The sequence below is a fragment of the Flavobacterium piscis genome (assembly GCF_001686925.1).
GTDB lineage: Bacteria > Bacteroidota > Bacteroidia > Flavobacteriales > Flavobacteriaceae > Flavobacterium > Flavobacterium piscis.
The window spans coordinates 324960-344053 of record NZ_LVEN01000027.1 but is presented as its reverse complement, the minus strand read 5'-3'; the positions used below and the strand labels follow the sequence as shown (position 1 = coordinate 344053).

General features: G+C 35.2%; 18 protein-coding genes. 15 read left to right on the top strand and 3 right to left on the bottom strand.

Annotated elements, in window-relative coordinates:
• The first annotated feature begins 318 nt into the window (after positions 1-318).
• Entirely contained in the window at positions 319-1560 is a 1242-nt protein-coding gene (locus tag FLP_RS12025; RefSeq protein WP_065449746.1) for an RNA polymerase sigma factor, read from the top strand.
• 564 nt (positions 1561-2124) lie between these two features.
• On the opposite strand, the gene FLP_RS25475 is transcribed toward FLP_RS12025, so the two are convergent.
• On the bottom strand, positions 2125-2301 hold the full coding sequence (locus tag FLP_RS25475; RefSeq protein WP_165606667.1) for a hypothetical protein: 177 nt from the start codon (positions 2299-2301) through the stop codon (positions 2125-2127).
• A gap of 105 nt (positions 2302-2406) precedes the next feature.
• Between FLP_RS25475 and FLP_RS12015 the strand changes: the two genes are divergently transcribed.
• The 10 genes from FLP_RS12015 to FLP_RS11970 all read left to right on the top strand — a co-directional run bounded on the left by FLP_RS12015 (position 2407) and on the right by FLP_RS11970 (position 14138).
• Complete coding sequence (locus FLP_RS12015; RefSeq protein WP_243397595.1) at positions 2407-4203, top strand: T9SS type A sorting domain-containing protein; 1797 nt, start codon at positions 2407-2409, stop codon at positions 4201-4203.
• 31 nt (positions 4204-4234) lie between these two features.
• The gene (locus FLP_RS12010; RefSeq protein WP_065449744.1) at positions 4235-5716 is read left to right on the top strand and encodes a hypothetical protein; all 1482 of its coding nucleotides are present in this window, start codon (positions 4235-4237) and stop codon (positions 5714-5716) included.
• Positions 5717-6117: 401 nt separating this feature from the next.
• The gene (gene kaiC, locus FLP_RS12005; RefSeq protein WP_065449743.1) at positions 6118-7791 is read left to right on the top strand and encodes a circadian clock protein KaiC; all 1674 of its coding nucleotides are present in this window, start codon (positions 6118-6120) and stop codon (positions 7789-7791) included.
• A 6-nt stretch (positions 7792-7797) separates the two neighbouring features.
• A complete protein-coding gene (locus FLP_RS12000) occupies positions 7798-8094 on the top strand; it encodes a circadian clock KaiB family protein (RefSeq protein WP_055092894.1) in 297 nt (98 codons plus the stop codon).
• Positions 8095-8098: 4 nt separating this feature from the next.
• Positions 8099-8398, top strand: coding sequence for a circadian clock KaiB family protein (locus FLP_RS11995; RefSeq protein WP_065449742.1), 300 nt, complete (start codon positions 8099-8101; stop codon positions 8396-8398).
• 1 nt (position 8399) lies between these two features.
• Positions 8400-9656: a PAS domain-containing sensor histidine kinase gene (locus FLP_RS11990; protein ID WP_065449741.1), complete on the top strand. Its 1257-nt coding sequence runs from the start codon at positions 8400-8402 to the stop codon at positions 9654-9656.
• Position 9657: 1 nt separating this feature from the next.
• On the top strand, positions 9658-10062 hold the full coding sequence (locus FLP_RS11985; RefSeq protein ID WP_065449740.1) for a response regulator: 405 nt from the start codon (positions 9658-9660) through the stop codon (positions 10060-10062).
• A 502-nt stretch (positions 10063-10564) separates the two neighbouring features.
• Positions 10565-10786 carry a hypothetical protein gene (locus tag FLP_RS11980; RefSeq protein ID WP_065449739.1) on the top strand — a complete coding sequence of 74 codons (222 nt, stop codon included), beginning with the start codon at positions 10565-10567 and terminating at the stop codon, positions 10784-10786.
• Positions 10787-10825: 39 nt separating this feature from the next.
• Positions 10826-12622, top strand: coding sequence for a T9SS type A sorting domain-containing protein (locus FLP_RS11975; RefSeq protein WP_243397594.1), 1797 nt, complete (start codon positions 10826-10828; stop codon positions 12620-12622).
• A 46-nt stretch (positions 12623-12668) separates the two neighbouring features.
• Positions 12669-14138: a hypothetical protein gene (locus tag FLP_RS11970; protein ID WP_065449737.1), complete on the top strand. Its 1470-nt coding sequence runs from the start codon at positions 12669-12671 to the stop codon at positions 14136-14138.
• A 76-nt stretch (positions 14139-14214) separates the two neighbouring features.
• On the opposite strand, the gene FLP_RS11965 is transcribed toward FLP_RS11970, so the two are convergent.
• Together FLP_RS11965 and FLP_RS11960 are read right to left on the bottom strand one after the other, a co-directional pair.
• The gene (locus tag FLP_RS11965; RefSeq protein WP_065449736.1) at positions 14215-15228 is read right to left on the bottom strand and encodes a zinc-binding alcohol dehydrogenase family protein; all 1014 of its coding nucleotides are present in this window, start codon (positions 15226-15228) and stop codon (positions 14215-14217) included.
• A 177-nt stretch (positions 15229-15405) separates the two neighbouring features.
• Positions 15406-16284, bottom strand: a complete 879-nt coding sequence (locus tag FLP_RS11960) for an NmrA family NAD(P)-binding protein (RefSeq protein ID WP_065449735.1) — start codon at positions 16282-16284, stop codon at positions 15406-15408.
• Between the two features lie 83 nt (positions 16285-16367).
• On the opposite strand from FLP_RS11960, the gene FLP_RS11955 reads away from it, so the two are divergent.
• The 4 genes from FLP_RS11955 (at position 16368) to FLP_RS11940 (ending at position 19018) form a co-directional block, all read left to right on the top strand.
• Positions 16368-16733 (top strand): winged helix-turn-helix transcriptional regulator, encoded by a 366-nt coding sequence (locus FLP_RS11955; RefSeq protein ID WP_065449734.1) that lies wholly within the window; start codon positions 16368-16370, stop codon positions 16731-16733.
• 207 nt (positions 16734-16940) lie between these two features.
• Entirely contained in the window at positions 16941-17156 is a 216-nt protein-coding gene (locus tag FLP_RS11950; RefSeq protein ID WP_065449733.1) for a hypothetical protein, read from the top strand.
• Positions 17157-17787: 631 nt separating this feature from the next.
• Complete coding sequence (locus FLP_RS11945) at positions 17788-18624, top strand: sulfite exporter TauE/SafE family protein (protein WP_065449732.1); 837 nt, start codon at positions 17788-17790, stop codon at positions 18622-18624.
• Between the two features lie 4 nt (positions 18625-18628).
• Positions 18629-19018 (top strand): DUF1634 domain-containing protein, encoded by a 390-nt coding sequence (locus tag FLP_RS11940; protein ID WP_065450265.1) that lies wholly within the window; start codon positions 18629-18631, stop codon positions 19016-19018.
• The last annotated feature ends 76 nt before the right edge of the window (positions 19019-19094 follow it).

Here is a 19094-nt window from a genome sequence, read left to right as displayed (position 1 = left end):
GAGAAGATTCTTAAATCATTTTAATCTGTGAAATCTGTGGCGAAAATTATTTACAACGTAACCATAATTCTTGTCATCCCGAGGAACGAGGGATCTCCGCGAGAAACTCCCCAATCAAATCGCCAATCTTTGTAGAGCTACTTACGGAGATCCCTCGTTCCTCGGGATGACAAAAATGCGCAGACAAACTTTGAAAATATTGCAAAAAATAAACCCGCGAAAACCCGCTTAATCCGTAAAACCCGTGGGCAATTCATTGGAATTTGGAATTTATCTCATGTTAAAATTTAGTATTGGAATTTATTTACCTTTAGCTTTATGAACCAGGAACTCATCCCTCATTTATTCAGAACCGAATATCAAAAAATTGTTTCGGTTTTATGCAATTTGTTTGGCATTCATCATATTGAGATTGCCGAGGATATTGTGAGCGATACTTTCCTGACGGCATCCGAAACCTGGGCAATTAAAGGAATTCCTGAAAACCCAACAGCATGGCTGTATACCGTGGCTAAAAATAAAACGAAAAACTACTTTAAGCGAAATGACATTTTCGAAAAGAAAATTGTAACCGAAATAAAATACAATTCTCCAATAAACAATCCCGAAATCGAAATTGATTTATCAGACCAGAATATTGCTGATAGCCAATTGGCCATGCTATTTACGGTTTGTAATCCCAGCAATTCTGATGAAGCTCAGATTGCTCTTGCCCTGAATTTATTATGCGGTTTTGGAATCAACGAAATCGCTGATGCTTTTCTTTCGAACAAAGAAGTGATTTACAAAAGAATCAATCGTGCGAAAGAAAAACTCAAGGAAGAAAATATTAAAATTCAAAACCCAAACCCTCCTGAAATAAAAGAACGCATCGATACGGTGCTTAAAACCATTTATCTTTTATTTTCTGAGGGCTACTACTCTACTTCGCAAAATACTACTTTACGAAAAGATCTTTGTGCCGAAGCCATGCGCCTGACTTATTTATTAATTCAGAATAAAACGACCCATTTACCGGCAACCAATGCGTTAATGGCTTTGATGTGTTTTCATTCTTCAAGATTCGAGGCCCGAACCACTGAAAACGGCGAGATTATTTTGTATCAGGATCAGGATGAATCACTTTGGAATCAGGAATTAATAGATAAAGGAACTTATTTTTTGAGTCAATCATCAACTGGAAATACACTTTCTAAATATCATCTCGAAGCCGGAATAGCGTACTGGCACACCCAGAAGAAAGATACTGCTGAAAAATGGGAACATATTTTAGAATTGTATAACAATCTAATTATTCTAGAATATTCTCCAATTGTAGCTTTAAACAGAACCTATGTTTTATCTAAAGTAATAGGTAAACAAGGAGCAATTGCTGAAGCAGAAAAACTGCAATTAACGGATAATCATTTTTACTATTCCTTACTCGGAAATTTATATTCGGGTTATGATAATCAGAAAGCTTTGCAACATTTTCAAACCGCCTTTGACTTAGCCAAAACCAATTCTGATAAAAATATCATCAACAAAAACATGCTGGAACTTTCAAAAAAAATTGACTAAAGCACAAAGTTTTTTTAATTGAGATATTCCTTCAAAAAACAATCTTTCTTTTGCCTGCCGTTTTAATTTAAGTTAAAAATTGTCACGCAAAACTTCTTATTTAAGAAAAGAAATTTCACCTAAAAATTAGCCATCATTTCATTACACGATATTTTTCCTTCAATAAAAAATTCTCAATGTATTTAATTAAATTTTACGAATTTTTCATTATTTAAAATATTTTTATATTTATTTTTTAAAAATATTTAAAATTAATAATAATTTTTCAATACATTTAAAAAACACCTACCTACTTCTATTAAACCTAAATAGATCTTAAAAGTACGAATAGCTTACTTATTACAAGATTAAAATGAAATGATCATCAGATTGTTTCACAAATTAACACATTGTTCTATTATTCCCTCTCTGCCAACAGATTAAACATTATACTGGATTCTGTTAAATAACTATTTTACTACAAGCCGCTCTTATTTTTTATACCATTATTCTTACCAATTGATTCTTCAATAAGGTAAAATTAATTTCGATTTCATGAATTTTATTTACCCAAATCTAAAAATATCATATGAAAATTAGAAAGTTACAGTTATTACTACTCTTATGCTTTAGTATAACATTTAAAGGTGTTGCTGCTCCTGAGCCTCCGCAGCCTCGATCTATCCCGCCTCCTGTAGGTGATCCTGTACCAATAGACAGCGAAATCTCTATATTATTCGCAAGCGGCGTTTTGCTAGGCATCTTTTTTCTTTTAAAGAGGCCAAAACCTACCTCATAATCGTTGTCAAAAAAATCAACGATACGAGCCAAAAACAAAAGCTTTTAATGTCCTAAAAAATAAAAATCATGAAGAAAACTACTTTACTCATTTTGATGCTGGTAACTACAAAATCTATCTCACAGATTTATTTTAGTACTAATGCAAGCATGTATGTAAAAAATGAAGTCTTATATGTTCAGCAGGATATCAATTTAGCGTCAAGTTCAAATTTATATTTAAGAAATAATTCGCAGTTATTACAAGGAACTTCGGGAGCGTCTATCAATACAGGATTAGGTGTTGTGTCTGTTTATCAGGAAGGCACTTCAGACAATTTTGATTATAACTATTGGTGTTCCCCGGTAGGAAATGCTTCTGCTGCATCCGGAAATGAAAACTTTGGAATTACGATGTTAAGCAAACCAACAACTTCGATCGCCTCGACAACAGCTGCTATTTTACCTGCAAGCAATTCTAACGGAACCTCTAACCCACTGGCAATAGCTTCAAAGTGGATTTACAAACTCATTAACGCCAATAATTATTCGCAATGGGTTTTCGTTGGCGGAACTGCAACATTGCCTCCCGGTGTAGGTTTTTCTATGAAAGGTACTAGCGGAACAGATGCAACAGATCCTGAAGGCACCGGAGTAACTAATAATCCCGGAAGTGCACAGAGATATGATTTTATAGGAAAACCAAATGATGGTACTATCACTATCAATTTGGGCATCAATAATGCAACCCTAACCGGGAATCCATATCCATCAGCTTTGCACCTAAATGCTTTTCTTTTAGATGGTTCTAACGCGGCAACTGGTGGCATTGCCTACTTTTGGGAACAGGATAAAACGGTAAACTCTCATACTCTTATCAATTACAGAGGAGGCTACGGATCGTATTCTGCTGTAAGTTTGGGATCTGCGGGTATCTATACACCCGCAACTTTTAGTTCATACAACGGAGATGGTTCAGTAAACACCGGTGGCTCATCATCCGGACTTATAATAAGTAGAAAATATTCTCCTATAGGTCAGGGATTTGTCATTAGTGCTATTGCAGACGGAACAGCCACATTCAAAAATAGTCATAGGATGTTCATGAAAGAAGGCACTGGTTCGTCTCAATTTGAAAGACAAACGCCAATAGAAAAAAACGCCAAAGAAGAAAATTCCGCAGAAGAAGCTCCGGAAGAGGTTTCGCATTTTAGATTAAACACCATCATTGACAATCAATTTACAAGACAATTAGCATTAGCTTTTGTACCAACGGCCACCGATGAAGTTGATTATGGAATCGATGCCCTAAATATGGATGATGCACTCCCTAACGATGTTACTTTTTTAATAGAAAACGGCAGTTACGTTATTCAGGGGATTAATTTTGATGAAACAAAGAAAATTGCACTTACAGTAAAAGTTACCGCTACAGCTAGTTTCAAATTTTCTATTCCGGAGGTGGTTAACTTCGACAACACTCAGAAAATTTACATTCATGATGCCCTTGATGATTCTTACCATGATATTAAAAATGGAACGTATCTGGTTACTGTTGCGCCCGGAGTATACAATGACCGTTTTAAAATAACTTTTAAGGAGACTACCCTTGGCGTTGGTGACTTTACTGCGAAAAAATTCTTCATTATTCAGGATAATACTAATAGTAAGCTAAGAGTGGAAAATCCCAATAATTTAAATTTAAAATCATTTAGATTATATGATGTTTTAGGCAAAACTGTACTATCAAAAAAAGATCTGGGAACAGATCAGAATTATACTTTTTCGACCAGCGGATTAAGCAGCGGCGTTTACATTACAGAATTCTTAACAATTGATAATGAAAGATTCACTGAAAAAATCATCATATCAAATTCAGGTAAATAAAAGATACCCCAACTAACTAAAATTAAAAATTATGATCACTACATCTTCTCTTCGAAATAATAAAATAGTACTGTTATTTTTTCTTCTTTTTAATTTAACAGGAAATGCTCAGATCGGGATTGGAACGATAACACCCAATATAAGTTCTGTTTTGGATGTTACGTCCGGCACAAAAGGAATGTTGACGCCCAGAATGGGAACGACACAAAAAAATGCTATTGCAACTCCTGCAGAGGGATTAATTGTTTATGATACTGATTTGAAAGCATTTTATTATTATTCAACAGGTGCCTGGGTACCAATTGTTAGCGGTGTACCAGGTCGAATCAATTTTAAACGTATAAAATCTACAGATGTTTTGGCAACGGTTTTAGCTGCTGAACTTGCTGCCGGAGGAGGATCAAAATATGTTTTAAATGCTAATACCCTGTATGAAATTAATGGTACGGTACCATTTAATTTTCCTATTGATTTAAACAATGCCTATGTTCAGGGATTAGATACCAATAACGATATTATCATTAAATCAACAGGAAATCTTTTTGAAGGAGCAAATGGAGGAAGCATCAAAGGTATCACCATTATAGCTACAGCTGGAAATGTCTTTAATCTTAGTGGGGCAGCAAGCCAAAATTTAATATTTAGGGATTGTGTTGTGGCAAATTCTAATGCAGTGGGTACAATTTCAGGTTTCGGATTAGTATTTTTAAGTATCATTCAGTTTTCTGCAAATGCAAACGGAATCGTTTACAATAACATTAACCAACTATTACTTAGTAACCAGGGATGGTTTGCTAATAATACTGGAACTTATGAAAAACTTACAGGAACTTTTACCCTTGTAGAAAAGCAAGGCGGTTTTAGTCAGATTGAGGGTAGTGCAGTAGGTTTTGACGTATCTGCAAACCCTGTTATAAGTGGCGATGCTGTATTAGAATCAGTTGTTTTTACAGGTGCTAATACTACTGGTTATGTAAAACCTTATACTGCAGGTGCATATACCGGATATAATTTTAACAACAGTTGGAGCGTAAGATCTGCCGGAATACCTACTGAAGCAGATGCAAATGCAGTTGGAGATTTTTCAATGGATTATCCCGTTAATAGTGGTGCCGCAACTAATTTTGACAGTAATACTCCCAGTAATATTATAAAAGTAAATGGTATATCTACATCTTATAACTTATTTAGATTCGCAAATGATTTAACTCCAAACAATTATAATCGATTAAGATATTTGGGCAAAAAGAAAAGGATTTTTCAAATAGCAGGTTCAATCTCTTTTCAGGTAACAAATGCAGGAACCTACATCATTTATATTGCCAAAAATGGAACTCCCATAACACAGTATAAAATTTACGGAAAGGGTTTACAGGCGCTCGATATTGTTGTGCTTCCGCTAAGTGCCTCTGTTGAATTATCAAATAATGATTATATCGAAGTGTATGCTCAACGTAATTCTGGTACCACAACTGGTATTATTACTCCAAATATGACAATCATTATTAAGTAATTTAAATTTAATAATGAAAATTCAATTTGTATCAAAAGGGAATAGCATTTAAATCTATTCCCTTTTGTTTAATGCATTTGAAATATCCTTTACTCAGAAATTTATATCCGGGTTATGATAATAAGAAGGCTTTGCAACATTTTCAAAAGGCCCTTGAATTGGCCACAACCAGTTCTGATAAAAAAATTTTTACTAAAAATATTGAGCAACTCCGTTATAAAAATTAAAACAGAAATAAATGATTTACACTATTAATAATTTTTCATAACATCCTCACGCTTATATACAATGTGTTATTTAAATATTTTTTTTCACAATAAACAGCTGTTAAATCTTTAATAAATATTGATTGTTAATATTCTAGGAAAACGTATATTTGAGTAACTAGAATATTAAATAGCGTGCAAGAAAAATCAAAATCACATAGTTTTTTATTTCCCAAAACTCCTACTGGAGTAGACGGCCTTGATGAGATTACTGATGGCGGATTTCCGAAAGGACGGCCAACTTTAATCTGCGGTGGTGCCGGCTGCGGAAAGACATTGTTATCAATGCAATTCCTTATTAAAGGTATTACAGAATATAACGAACCCGGAGTTTTCATGTCTTTTGAAGAACCTTCGGATGACCTTACTTTAAACGTAAAATCACTTGGCTTTGATCTGGAAAAGCTGAAAAAAGATAAAAAACTCGTTGTAGATCATGTAAGAGTTGAAAGATCTGAAATTGAAGAAGCCGGCGAATACGATCTTGATGGTTTATTCATCAGGTTAGGACATGCCATTGATTCTATAAAAGCAAAACGCGTTGTACTTGATACTATAGAATCTCTTTTTGCAGGTCTTGACAATCAGGCGATTCTTAGAGCAGAGTTGCGAAGATTATTTCATTGGCTGAAAACCAAAGGCGTAACAGCAATTATTACAGGAGAACGTGGTGAAGCAACTTTAACGCGTCAGGGACTGGAAGAATACGTTTCAGATTGTGTTATCGTTCTGGATCATCGTGTTATTGAACAGGTTTCGACCAGAAGACTTCGTATTGTAAAATACAGAGGGTCTACACATGGTACAAACGAATATCCTTTTCTTATTGACGAAGACGGAATTTCGGTATTGCCTATTACATCATTAAAACTGGATAACGAAGTCTCTTCGGATGTTATTTCGACCGGAGTTCCGGGATTAAACGAAATGTTTGAGGGCGGCGGGTTTTATCGCGGAAGTAATATATTAGTATCCGGAACAGCAGGAACGGCTAAAACTACCATTGCATGTTACTTTGCGAATGAACAATGCGAGAAAAAAGAAAAAACAATTTATTTTGCGTTTGAAGAATCACCTCAGCAATTGGTTCGTAACATGAAATCAATCAATGTTAATCTTCAAAAGCATATTGACAACGGTACTTTGCAAATACATTCTTCACGTCCGTCATTAAACGGTCTTGAGCTGCATTTGCTTACACTTCGAAAATTAATCAGGGAGTTTAAACCTACTACTATTATTATCGATCCTATTAGTAATCTAATTACCGTGGGAAGTGAACATGAAGTACGTTCGATGCTGGTGAGGCTGATTGATATGCTGAAGGCAAACAATATTACGGCTCTTTTTACGTCATTAAACAAACAAACGGATAATTTTAGACCTGACCTTGCAGAAGAATCAGTATCATCGTTGGTTGATACCTGGATTACTGTACGTGATATGGAAGGAATTGGAGAAAGAAACCGCGGAATATTTATTGTAAAAGCCAGAGGAATGGGCCATTCTAATCAGGTAAGGGAATTTGTGATTACCAATAATGGTATAGAATTACTGGATGTCGAATTAGGTCCTCAGGGTATCCTGACAGGTGCTGCAAGAAAAACACATCAGTTCAAGAAAACAATTTCTGATATTAAACTTCAGAACGAAATTAGTAGAAAAGACAGGGAAATCGAGCGCAAACGCAGGGTTCTTGAAGCCAATATTGAAGCGCTCAAAAATGAATTTGAATCTGCAGAAGAAGAATTAAGTATTCTGAAAGCTACAGAGGAATTACAGGAAAAACTGTCTTCTAAAAAAAAATAGACTAAAATGAAAAAAGAAGCTGTAGCCGAATGGCAATTACGATTATATATTGCGGGTCAAACGCCAAAATCAATAACGGCACTGGAAAATATAAAAAAATATGCCGAAGAGCATCTAAAAGGAATTTACAGCATCGAAATTGTAGATTTGCTTAAAAATCCGCAATTGGCAGAAGGCGATCAGATTTTTGCTGTACCTACTTTAGTGAGAAAATTTCCAGAACCCATTCGCAAGATCATTGGCGATCTTTCGAATGAGGAACGAGTACTTGTTGGGCTTAATATAAAACCCTTAAACTCTTAGAATAATGGATGATTCATCTGATGGCTCAAGTACAACCAAACATCAATTTATGCTTTTTGTTTCGGGTATGTCTGTTAAGTCAGGTCATGCTATCGAAAACCTGCGTAAAATCTGCGACCAATATCTCAAAGATGATTACGAGTTAGAAATTATAGATATTAGTCGCGATACAGAGCAGGCAGCAATACATCAAATAGTGGCGATACCTACTCTGATAAAAATAAATCCTGCTCCAAGACGAATAATTCTTGGAGATCTATCAGACAAAGAAAAGGTATTAAAAATACTAAACATACGCGAATAATTTGAAGGACAATAATACAAATATAGAATCCCTACAAGCTGAAATAGCTGCCCTGAAAGAACAACTTTACGAATCTAATAGTATTGTTGATGCTATAAAACAGGGAGATGTTGATGCCTTGGTAGTGAATACAAATGGAACTCCGCAACTTTATTCGTTAGAAACTGCTGATTATACTTTTAGGCTCTTAATTGAAAAATTTGGACAAGGCGCCCTAAGTATTTCAAGAAATGGACTCGTATTATATTGTAACGACTATTTCTCCAAACTTATAGGTATTCCTGCCGAAAAAATAATTGGAACTTATATTTATGAATACTTCAATAGTAAGGACAATTTTGTACCTATTCTCGAAGCTTTAAAATATGGTATCACAACACATGAAATTGTATTTAAAACAGAAACCTACAGAAATACTTTTCCTGCCTATATAGCCGTAACCGATCTTGAACCCGCTGTTCAGGGAATTGGAATTGTGATTACAGACCTAACGGAGAAGAAAAAGCACGAAGATGCATTAATAAAGCATCAAAAAGATCTCGAAGAAAAAATTCATGAATTAAACAGAATAAACGCAAATCTGGAGGAATTTATTCATGTAATATCACATGATCTTAAAGAACCGCTTCGAAAAATTGTAATGTATAATGGCAGAATAGATGCCAGCTACCTTTCTGAAGCTGATGCCAAATCTATGAATGTCATGAAATCAGCAGCTTTAAGATTAAATTCGCTTATAGATGATTTGGTCAGCTATTCTTCTCATACTGCGCAGGAAGAACGCACAAACGTTAACCTCGCAGATATAATCAGGGAAGTATGCGATGATCTCGAAATTATAATATCTGATAAAAAAGCAATTATTGAGATCGGAAAACTGCCTACTTTAAAAGCTTCAAGAGTGCAAATGCGTCAGCTTTTTTCTAATCTGATTTCGAACGCCATTAAATATGGAAAAAAAGAAGGTGCTCCTATTATTCAAATTTTTCAAATCGAAAATTTTGAATCTGAAGTGCCCAATCAGACCGAACAATATTTGAAAATTCAAATCAAGGACAACGGAATCGGAATGGAACAAAATCATTTACTTAAAATTTTCACTATCTTTCAGCGCCTGCATGCCAAAAATGAATATTCCGGAAACGGGATTGGTCTTGCCATTTGCAAAAAAATCATGGAAAACCACTCAGGAAACATTACTGTAGAAAGTAAACTGAATGAGGGTACCACATTTAATCTTTATTTCCCAATCTTATAAAATGCCACAATTAAATAACTTACATATTATTATTGCCGAAGATGATATCGATGATGCAGATATCATCCGCCATACGTTTAATAAAAATCCCGACTTCGCAAAAGTAAGCCTGGTAGCGAATGGTGAAGAACTTATAAATTATTTAGAAGACACTTCAAATGAAACACCGGATATTATTCTTACCGATATCAACATGCCTATTCTTGACGGTATTGAAGCTCTAAAGCAAATTTTGAATAACAACAATTTAAAAACGATTCCCTGCTTTGTTTACTCCACAAGTATAAATCCTGTTTATAAAGAAAAATGTGATTTGATGGGCGTAAAAGCGTACCTCATAAAACCTTATTCTATTGAAGCTTTTGACGAAATACCTAAAAGCATTCTTTCTATTATCGAACAATAATAAGATTTTCAAACTACCCTGAAATAATAAAAATTTGATATTTATAAAAAAAGAGCTGATCATGTGATCAGCTCTTTTTTTTGTACTTATCCTTTTTAATTTTCTTCAACAAAACAACACTTTTACTTCATTTTTAAACAACGCTTTAATTTCTTAAATAAAGCCACTAAATAAGATTTTCCTTAAAAAAATATCGACAAACAGTAAAAATATACGTTTATAATCAATATATTAGAGTAAATATCTTACTTATACTACAGAGAACAATTCTTAAAAAAATAGGAAAAATATAATTTGTGTAGGATTAGTAGGTTGTTTTTTATCATTTTGTTTGATGTTTTAACAAATTATTAAATTTTATTTTCGTAGCCAAAGAATTACATTTTTACACGCATTTTCAGATTATTACAGGCCAGCTTTATTTTTTATAAAATTATTCTTACTCATAAATTAAGAATAATTTATTTCATGAATTTTATTTACCCAGATCTAAAATTACTATATGAAAATTAGAAAGTTACAATTACTATTAGCCTTATTTTTTTGCATCACTTTTAATAGTTATGCCTTTCCGCCCCCTCCCGAACCTCAGCCCAGAGGGATTCCTCCGGTGGGTGATCCCGTACCAATAAACAGCGAAATAGCATTACTTTTTGCTGGCGGAATTTTGCTTGGTGTATTTTATCTCGTAAAGAAACCAAAATCTACAGCTTCAGGATCATAGAAAATCAAAACCTATTACTCTACTCTAAAAGTGAAAGTTATGAAGAAAAAGATACTACTCATTTTAATGATAGCCACTACAAAATGCTTTTCGCAAATTTATTTTGCTCCCAGTGCCTATATGTATGTAAAAAGCGAAGTATTATATGTTGAAAAGGATATCAATTTAGACGCAGCCTCAAATTTGTATTTGAGGAATAATGCACAATTAGTTCAGGGTACAACCGGAACTTCAGCCAATACGGGAACTGGCACTCTATCTGTTTACCAGGAAGGTACCACAAACAACTATAGTTATAATTACTGGTGCGCACCTGTTGGAAGTACTGTTCCTGCAGATAATGGGAAATTTGGAATCACCATGTTAGGCAGGCCTACAAGCGCTACTGCATTTACTCAGGCCACTATTTTACCGATAACCAATTCTGACGGAACAGCATCCCCGCTTGCAATAGCCTCAAAATGGATTTACAAGTTAAGTACTGCTACTACTTATTCGCAATGGGTTTTCGTTGGCAATACTACAACACTCGCTCCCGGAGAAGGTTTTTCTATGAAAGGAACCAGCGGAACTGACACAGCAGATCCGGAAGGAACAGGAGTTACAAATAACCCCGGAAGTGCCCAACGATATGATTTTAGAGGACGACCAAATGACGGTAACATCACCATTGCACTAGCTGCCAATAGCAGTACTTTAACAGGAAATCCGTATCCCTCAGCTTTACATTTAAATGAGTTTCTTTTTGATAGCGAAAATACGGCAACTGGTGGTGCCGCTTATTTTTGGGTGCAGGATAAAACAGTAAACTCTCATACCCTCATCAATTATAGAGGTGGTTATGATTCTTACGCTCCAATGACGAGAACGAGTCAGGGTGTTTACACTGCCGCAACTTTTAGCTCTTATAATGGCGATGGATCAATAAATCCTGGTGGTTCGACATCTTCGCTTTCAATTAATCGCAGGTATTTACCTATTGGGCAAGGATTTGTTATTAATGCTAATGCAACAGGAACTGCAACATTCAAAAATATTCATAGAATTTTTATGAAAGAAGCTCCCGGTTCATCTCAATTTGAAAGACCAGCTTCGAAAGATAAGGACAATAAAAAAGAAGAAAGCGCCGAAGATACTCCTGAAGAAGTTTCACATTTTAAACTAAACACCATCATCAACAATCAATTTACCAGACAATTAGCATTGGCTTTTGTACCAGAAGCGACTGATGGAATCGATTATGGTATGGATGCACTAAACATGGATGATGATTTACCAAACGATATTACTTTTTGGTTAGAAAATGGAAGCTACGTCATTCAGGGAGTCAATTTTGATGAAAATAAAAAAATAGCACTTACGGCAAAAGCAGCTACCAATACTACTTTCAAGTTTTTTATTCCGGAAGTGATCAACTTTGACCCAACTCAGAAAATCTACATTTATGATGCGCTGGATGACTCTTATCATGACATTAAAAACGGAACTTACGAAGTGGCTCTCACACCTGGTATATACAATGACCGATTTAAAATTGCCTTTAGAGACGCAACAACACTTGGTATTGCTGACAAAACTGCCAAACTTTTTTTCGTCAGTCAGGATAATGTCAATAAAAACCTAAAGGCTTCTAACCCAAATAATCTCGCATTAAAGTCATTTAAATTATACGATGTTTTAGGCAAAACAGTATTGTCTAAAAAAGACCTTGGAACAGATGAAAATTATATTTTCTCTACCAGCGGACTAAGCAGCGGCGTTTACATTACAGAGTTTTTAACTATTGATAATGAAAGATTCACCGAAAAAATTATCATTTCAAATTCAGGAAAATAAAATTATAGCTATAAAAATATACACCACACACTAATATTTAGAAATTATGAGCACTAAATCTACTCTACAAAGTCTTAAAACATTCTTACTATTGTTTTTCTTTCTTATTACTCTTATAGGAAATGCACAAATTGGGATTGGAACAACAACGCCGGATGCTACATCGATTTTGGATATCAATTCAACAGAAAAGGGAATATTAGCTCCCAGAATGACCACTGCACAAAGAACTGCCATAACAACCCCTGCGCAGGGACTATTGGTTTATGATACCGATTTAAAATTATTTTATTATTTCTCTAGCCCAAGTGGTTGGTTACCACTTTTAAACAGCTCTGTGGGAAGAACCAATTTTAAACGGGTAAAATCTGCAGCAGATCTTGCACCGGAACTTGCTCTTGGAGGATCTGTTTATCAGTTAAGTTCAAATACATTATATGAAATAAATGGATCAATAACGCTAGCAGCTCCTATCAATTTAAATGACGCCTATGTAACCGGAATTGATACTAATGAAGATATTTTAACATTTCCAGGTGGAATTATTTTTTCAGGAAACACAGGTGGAAGCATCAGAAATGTTACATTAAAAGCGGCAGCAAGAGCTTTTAATATTACCGGTGGAACTTCTCTTTTTATTCAAAACATCATTATAGACGGGATGACTACAAATGTTGGAACTATTTCAGGTGTCGGTTTATATTTTGGCAACATAGTTCAATTTATTAACAATACCAACGGAATTACGTATTCTGGTATTAGTAGCTTATTGTTAAGCAATCAGGCTTGGTTAAATACTAATAATGGAACTTTTGAGACGTTAACCGGAACTTTTGGTCTAATACAAAAAAATAGTGGTTTTAGTACAGTTGACGGAGCTGATTTAGCATTAGATGTTAACGGTATTACAACATTAGGAACCGGGATTTTATTAGGTACCGTTTTTTCGGGTACCACAACAAATACTGCAGGTTACGTTAGAGGTTATCCTGCGGCATCAACCTATACAGGATATAATTTTAGTAATGCCTGGACAGTAGATGCACCCGGGATCCCAAGAGAAGCGGACAGTGAGGCTACCGGAGATATTAATTTTGATGTTACAGTTGGCAGTGGTGCGCCCACAGGATTCTCAGGTACAGGAACTACAAGTAGAAAAAAAGTTCTTGGGGCAACCCTTTCTAACAGTTTGTTCCGCTTTACAAAAGATGGTGATAATAAAATCACATATAGAGGAAACAAACCGCGATATTTCCAAATTGTGGGTTCAATTTCATACCAAAATACAGCTGATGCAACCTTTATTTTGTACATAGCAAAGAATAACCTTGTACTTCCTGAAACAAAAGTATATGGCAGACCTAGTGGAGGTATTTTAGTTACTTCCGGTATTACAGCCCTGCCAATTGTAGGTACTGTCCAAATGAAAACAGGAGATTATATTGAAATTTGGGCAGAACGTTATGACGGAAGTGGAAATATGTCCACGATTTCTTTAAATTTAACAGCAAGGTAACTTTTTACATTCTAAAAAAAACTCAAAAAAAGGGTATAGAAACTAATCTATACTCTTTTTGAGTTTAATATTCGAGCTAAAACTTAATAGCAATTTTCCCAATAGTCCTTCCAGATTCCAGCAACTCATGCGCCTTTTTAAAATTTTCAGGAGTTAATCCCAAAAGAGTTTCGTTAAGGGTTGTTTTTAATATCCCTTCATCCAAAAGATCGGCAATTTTATTCAGGATGTTATGTTGTTCCTGCATATCATCGGTTTCAAACATAGAACGTGTGTACATTAGTTCCCAGGAAAATGAGGCGCTTTTGTTTTTAAGTTTATTTAAGGCAACTGGATCACTGCTTCCGGTAATTGATGCGATATGACCTTGAGGTTTGATCAATTCGACCATAGTATCCCAATAGGCATTAGTATCAACAAAATCTACAATAAAATCTACATATTCAAATCCCGCTACGCGAACCGAAGCCACCAAATCTTTATGATCTACTACAAAATCAGCACCTTGCTGTTTGCACCAATCGATCGTTTCCGGACGGGATGCTGTGGCAATCACCGTTAGACCCGCAATTTTCTTAGCCAACTGAATCGCAATCGAACCTACTCCGCCTGCGCCGCCAATAATCAGGATCGATTTTCCCTTGTCTTTTTCAGGATTAATTCTAATGCGGTCAAATAATATTTCCCAGGCTGTTAAACCTGTTAAGGGTATAACAGCAGCTTCTTCAATGCTTAATGATGTTGGTTTTTTACCCACAATTCGTTCATCTATAACCTGATATTCGGCGTTGCTCCCTTGTTTCGTAATATCCCCGGCGTAAAATACGGGATCGCCTACTTCGAACAGGCGCACATTTTCTCCTACGGCTTCAACAATTCCTACGGCATCCCAGCCAATAATTTTTGGCGTTTCCAGAACAGTATCTTTCGCACTATTCTGACGAATTTTAAAATCAACCGGATTAACAGATACGGCACTTATTTTTACTAACAAATCACGTTTACCCGGAATTGGTTTTGGCGTTTCAAACGCTATAAAGCTTTCTTTATCAGCAATGGGCAATGATGTTTTAAATCCTATAGCTTTCATATTTTAATTTTTAAGTTGAATTTCTGATAACAAATATAATCGCTGACCAAATTTTACAAATGGTATAAATTGATTGTATATCTGTATAAATTTACCAAATCTATTTTTGTTACTGTAAAAGACCTAAACAAAAAAAGCCGATTTTACAATCGGCTTTCTTCTATAACAATGATTTACTTAAAATCTTGCAGCAAATTCTTTTGCAAAATCTTCCAACTTAATTTTTCCTTCAACAGCAATTGTATTACTCAAAAAATCATGCTGAATTTTACCGCTTCTTAAACCTGAACCCATTTCGGTGTACAATCCAGCCATTTCCGCTGGTAATCCTGCTTGTGTCATTCCGCCAATCGCTTGTTCATCTGTAAACTCAATCCACGGTAATTCCGGTTGAGCAATGGCAATTCCTAAAACTTTTGCCACATCAATTGGAGTTCGCACATCACTTACAATATAACGAATGTTTTTTCCTGATGCAGTTTTTTGCAATTCTTCAGCGACTGCAGTTGCAATATCTTCAGGATGTACAAAAGGAATTTTAGCAGTTGATGGATAATTAGAACCTATAATCCCCGCTCCTTTTATCATGGGAACATCATTATACAAATTCGTATAGAAAAATCCTGCACGAAGAAAAGTCAGCGATACATTTTCTAAACCTTCGTATATTTTTTCGATATTATAAAGTCCCGCAATTGGTCCGGTACCTTCTGGCAAATCGGCACCAATGCTGCTTAACATGACAACGCGCTTTACTCCTGCTTCGCTTATCGCCGCTGCCAAAGCTTTACCGGCAGCTGTGGTATTTGCAATAATATCAGATCCACCTAAATTTGGCGGCGTCATCGCAAAAACAGCATCAGCATTTGTAAAAGCATTTTTCAAAAAGGCAGCATCGCTTACTGAACCTACCGCAGCTTTTGCGCCTAAAGCTTCGATAGCTTCAATTCTGTCATTATTACTTGTAATTACGGTTACTTCGTGTCCCGAAGCAATTAGTTTTGTGGTTAGAGGTTTTCCTATATTTCCTAAAGAACCTGAGATCGTGATTTTCATAGCTAAATTATTTTTTTATTATCTGTAACAAAGGTATATTTGTACTTACTTTTATACAAGTACTTACCCTAAAGTATGCACAAATGACAGCAATCAAAGAATCATCGACTATTCAGGAAAATAAGCAATATGCCTTAGAGCAATGTCCTGTGACTTATGTTATGGAAAAAATTGGCGGATATTGGAAGCCCATTATCATCTACCATCTTTCGGGCGGAAGCAAACGCTATAGCGAACTTAAAAGAGCGATTCCGGCAGTTACCGAGAAAATGCTCATTCAGCATCTCAAGCAACTCGAAGCAGATAATCTTGTTATTCGTGAAGCCAAACCGGTTGTTCCGCCATTTGTAACCTACAAACTCAGCAACGCAGGAAAGGGTTTAATGCCTGTAATTGAGGCCATGGCAACATGGGCTTTTAAAGATAAAGAAGACGGATTTAAAAAATAAATATGGGCTGTAGTATTTATAAAAACCAGATTATCAATTAACCTCGCATCTTATTATGTTGACGTAAAATATATCCGGTTTTCAAGTAAAAAAATTAATTCACTAATAATGAGTATTTTATAAAACAAAATTAAGAATCATGTAAAGGATTAAAAACGTAAACCTCTAATTTTGAAATAATTAATTATTAACGAAATAGATGAAATTATGAAAACGCTAATCAAATCAAAAATCGCATTTCTTTTTATTTTAATCGGACTTTCGTTTTCCTGCAAGAAAAACGATACCATCCCGGCAGATAATACCTATGTTGACTCTACCGAAACAACAATTGATAGTGTAGATGCTACATTAGACACAGCAACTGTAATTACAGATACAACTGCTATAAAAAGAGATTCTATTGCTAAAGCAAAAAAATAGATCATGATCCTGTTGATTAAAGGATTTAAACTATTATTTTTATAAAACTCCATTGTATAGTGGAGTTTTTTTTGGTTTTTAGATTCTGGGTACTTTGCTTTTAATGGCACACGGATAATACAGATTCACTATCGCGAAAACGCAGATTTATGCGGATTTTTTATTTTACTCATGATGCTACCCGCAATCTTGTCATCCTGAACGAAGGATCACACAAGGAACTCTACAAAGATTGGCGATTTAGTTTGCGGCATTTCTCGTGCGATCTTTCGTTCCTCAAGATGACAAACTACACGAAAATATTATTATGAAAACGAGTGCCCTAGCCCCGATAGAAGTGGAAATCCTTTTTATTTTTTTCTTTAAAAAATAAAAAGATTGGAACGTATAGCGGGATCAGCTCCTCAAAAAAAAATTTGTTTTTATCATAGAAATCGAAATGACAAAATTGTGCATAGTTGGAGAAACTCTTAGAAATTTAAAGACGAAACAAAACACAATATCTCACTGACTAACAAAATTTTACACTAATATAAATTAAAGACTCCTCATTTTTAAGGTATATTTAAGCTCCTAAATCCCTCCCGAACAAATATCAATTCGTAAATTAGCACCAACAAAATTTATCCGAATGACAGTACTTACATTTACCCTGATTATGATTCTTGGTGCTTTTTTAGCAGGTTTTATTGGTTCATTATCAGGCTTGGGGGGCGGAATCATCATTATTCCACTTTTAACAGTCATTCTTGGCGTTGACATTCATTATGCAATTGGTGCGGCTTTGGTTTCTGTAATTGCAACTTCCTCAGGTTCAGCCGCGGCGTATGTCAGGGAAGGAATCACGAATATGCGACTGGGAATTTTTCTCGAAATTGCCACAACAATCGGAGCTGTTTGCGGAGCTTTACTTTCGACCATCGCTCCTACTTCATTCATAGCCGTATTATTCGGACTTACTTTGATTTTCTCGGCTATAAATTCACTTCGAAAAAAAGAAGAACATATTGTTTTACAATCAAGCCCTTTGGCTAAAAAACTACGATTGGAAGGCACTTATCCAACTCATGACGGGCAAGTGGTACATTACGGAACCAAAAACGTAGTGGGTGGTTTTGGAATGATGGGCATCGCCGGTATGATGTCAGGTTTATTAGGTATTGGTTCCGGTGCTTTTAAAGTGATTGCTATGGATAATATCATGAGAATCCCGTTTAAGGTTTCTACCACAACCAGTAATTTTATGATGGGTGTTACCGCAATGGCGAGTTCTGTAATTTATATTCAGAAAGGGTATATCGAACCTGGAATTTGTATGCCGGTTGTTATTGGTGTTTTGTTTGGCGCTATGGCCGGAGCAAAAGTACTGGTAAAAACCAATCCTAAAAAACTAAGAATCTTTTTTGCGTGCCTGATTTTTGTGCTTGCAGTAAACATGATATACAACGGACTTAATGGAAAAATCTAAGACAATGCAACACGAAAAATTTGGAGAAAAAGATTTTCAAACCATTATTGGAAACTTATTGCGCTACGGTGTCTGGATCTCATTATCTGTCGCTTTTATTGGCGGAATTGTTTATTTGATGGGACACAGTAACGATATCGAAAACTATTCTGTTTTTAAAGAAAATGACCGTAATATATTCGAAGTAATTGCAGCAATCTATAATGGCGCCATTCAGGGAAAAGGAGAATCGCTAATATTCGTTGGGATCATCTTCCTTTTTCTAACGCCTGTATTACGTGTTTTACTGTCGCTGTTTTCTTTTCTCTTAGAAAAAGATTATCTCTATGTCGTAATTACATTAATCGTTATTGTAATCATTCTGATCAGTGTTTCTTTTGGATTTTCTCATTAGATAACACTCGCTTTTTTTATTAAACACATAGAAACATAGATTTTATGTGTAAATTAAAGAATGCAAAAAAGAAACC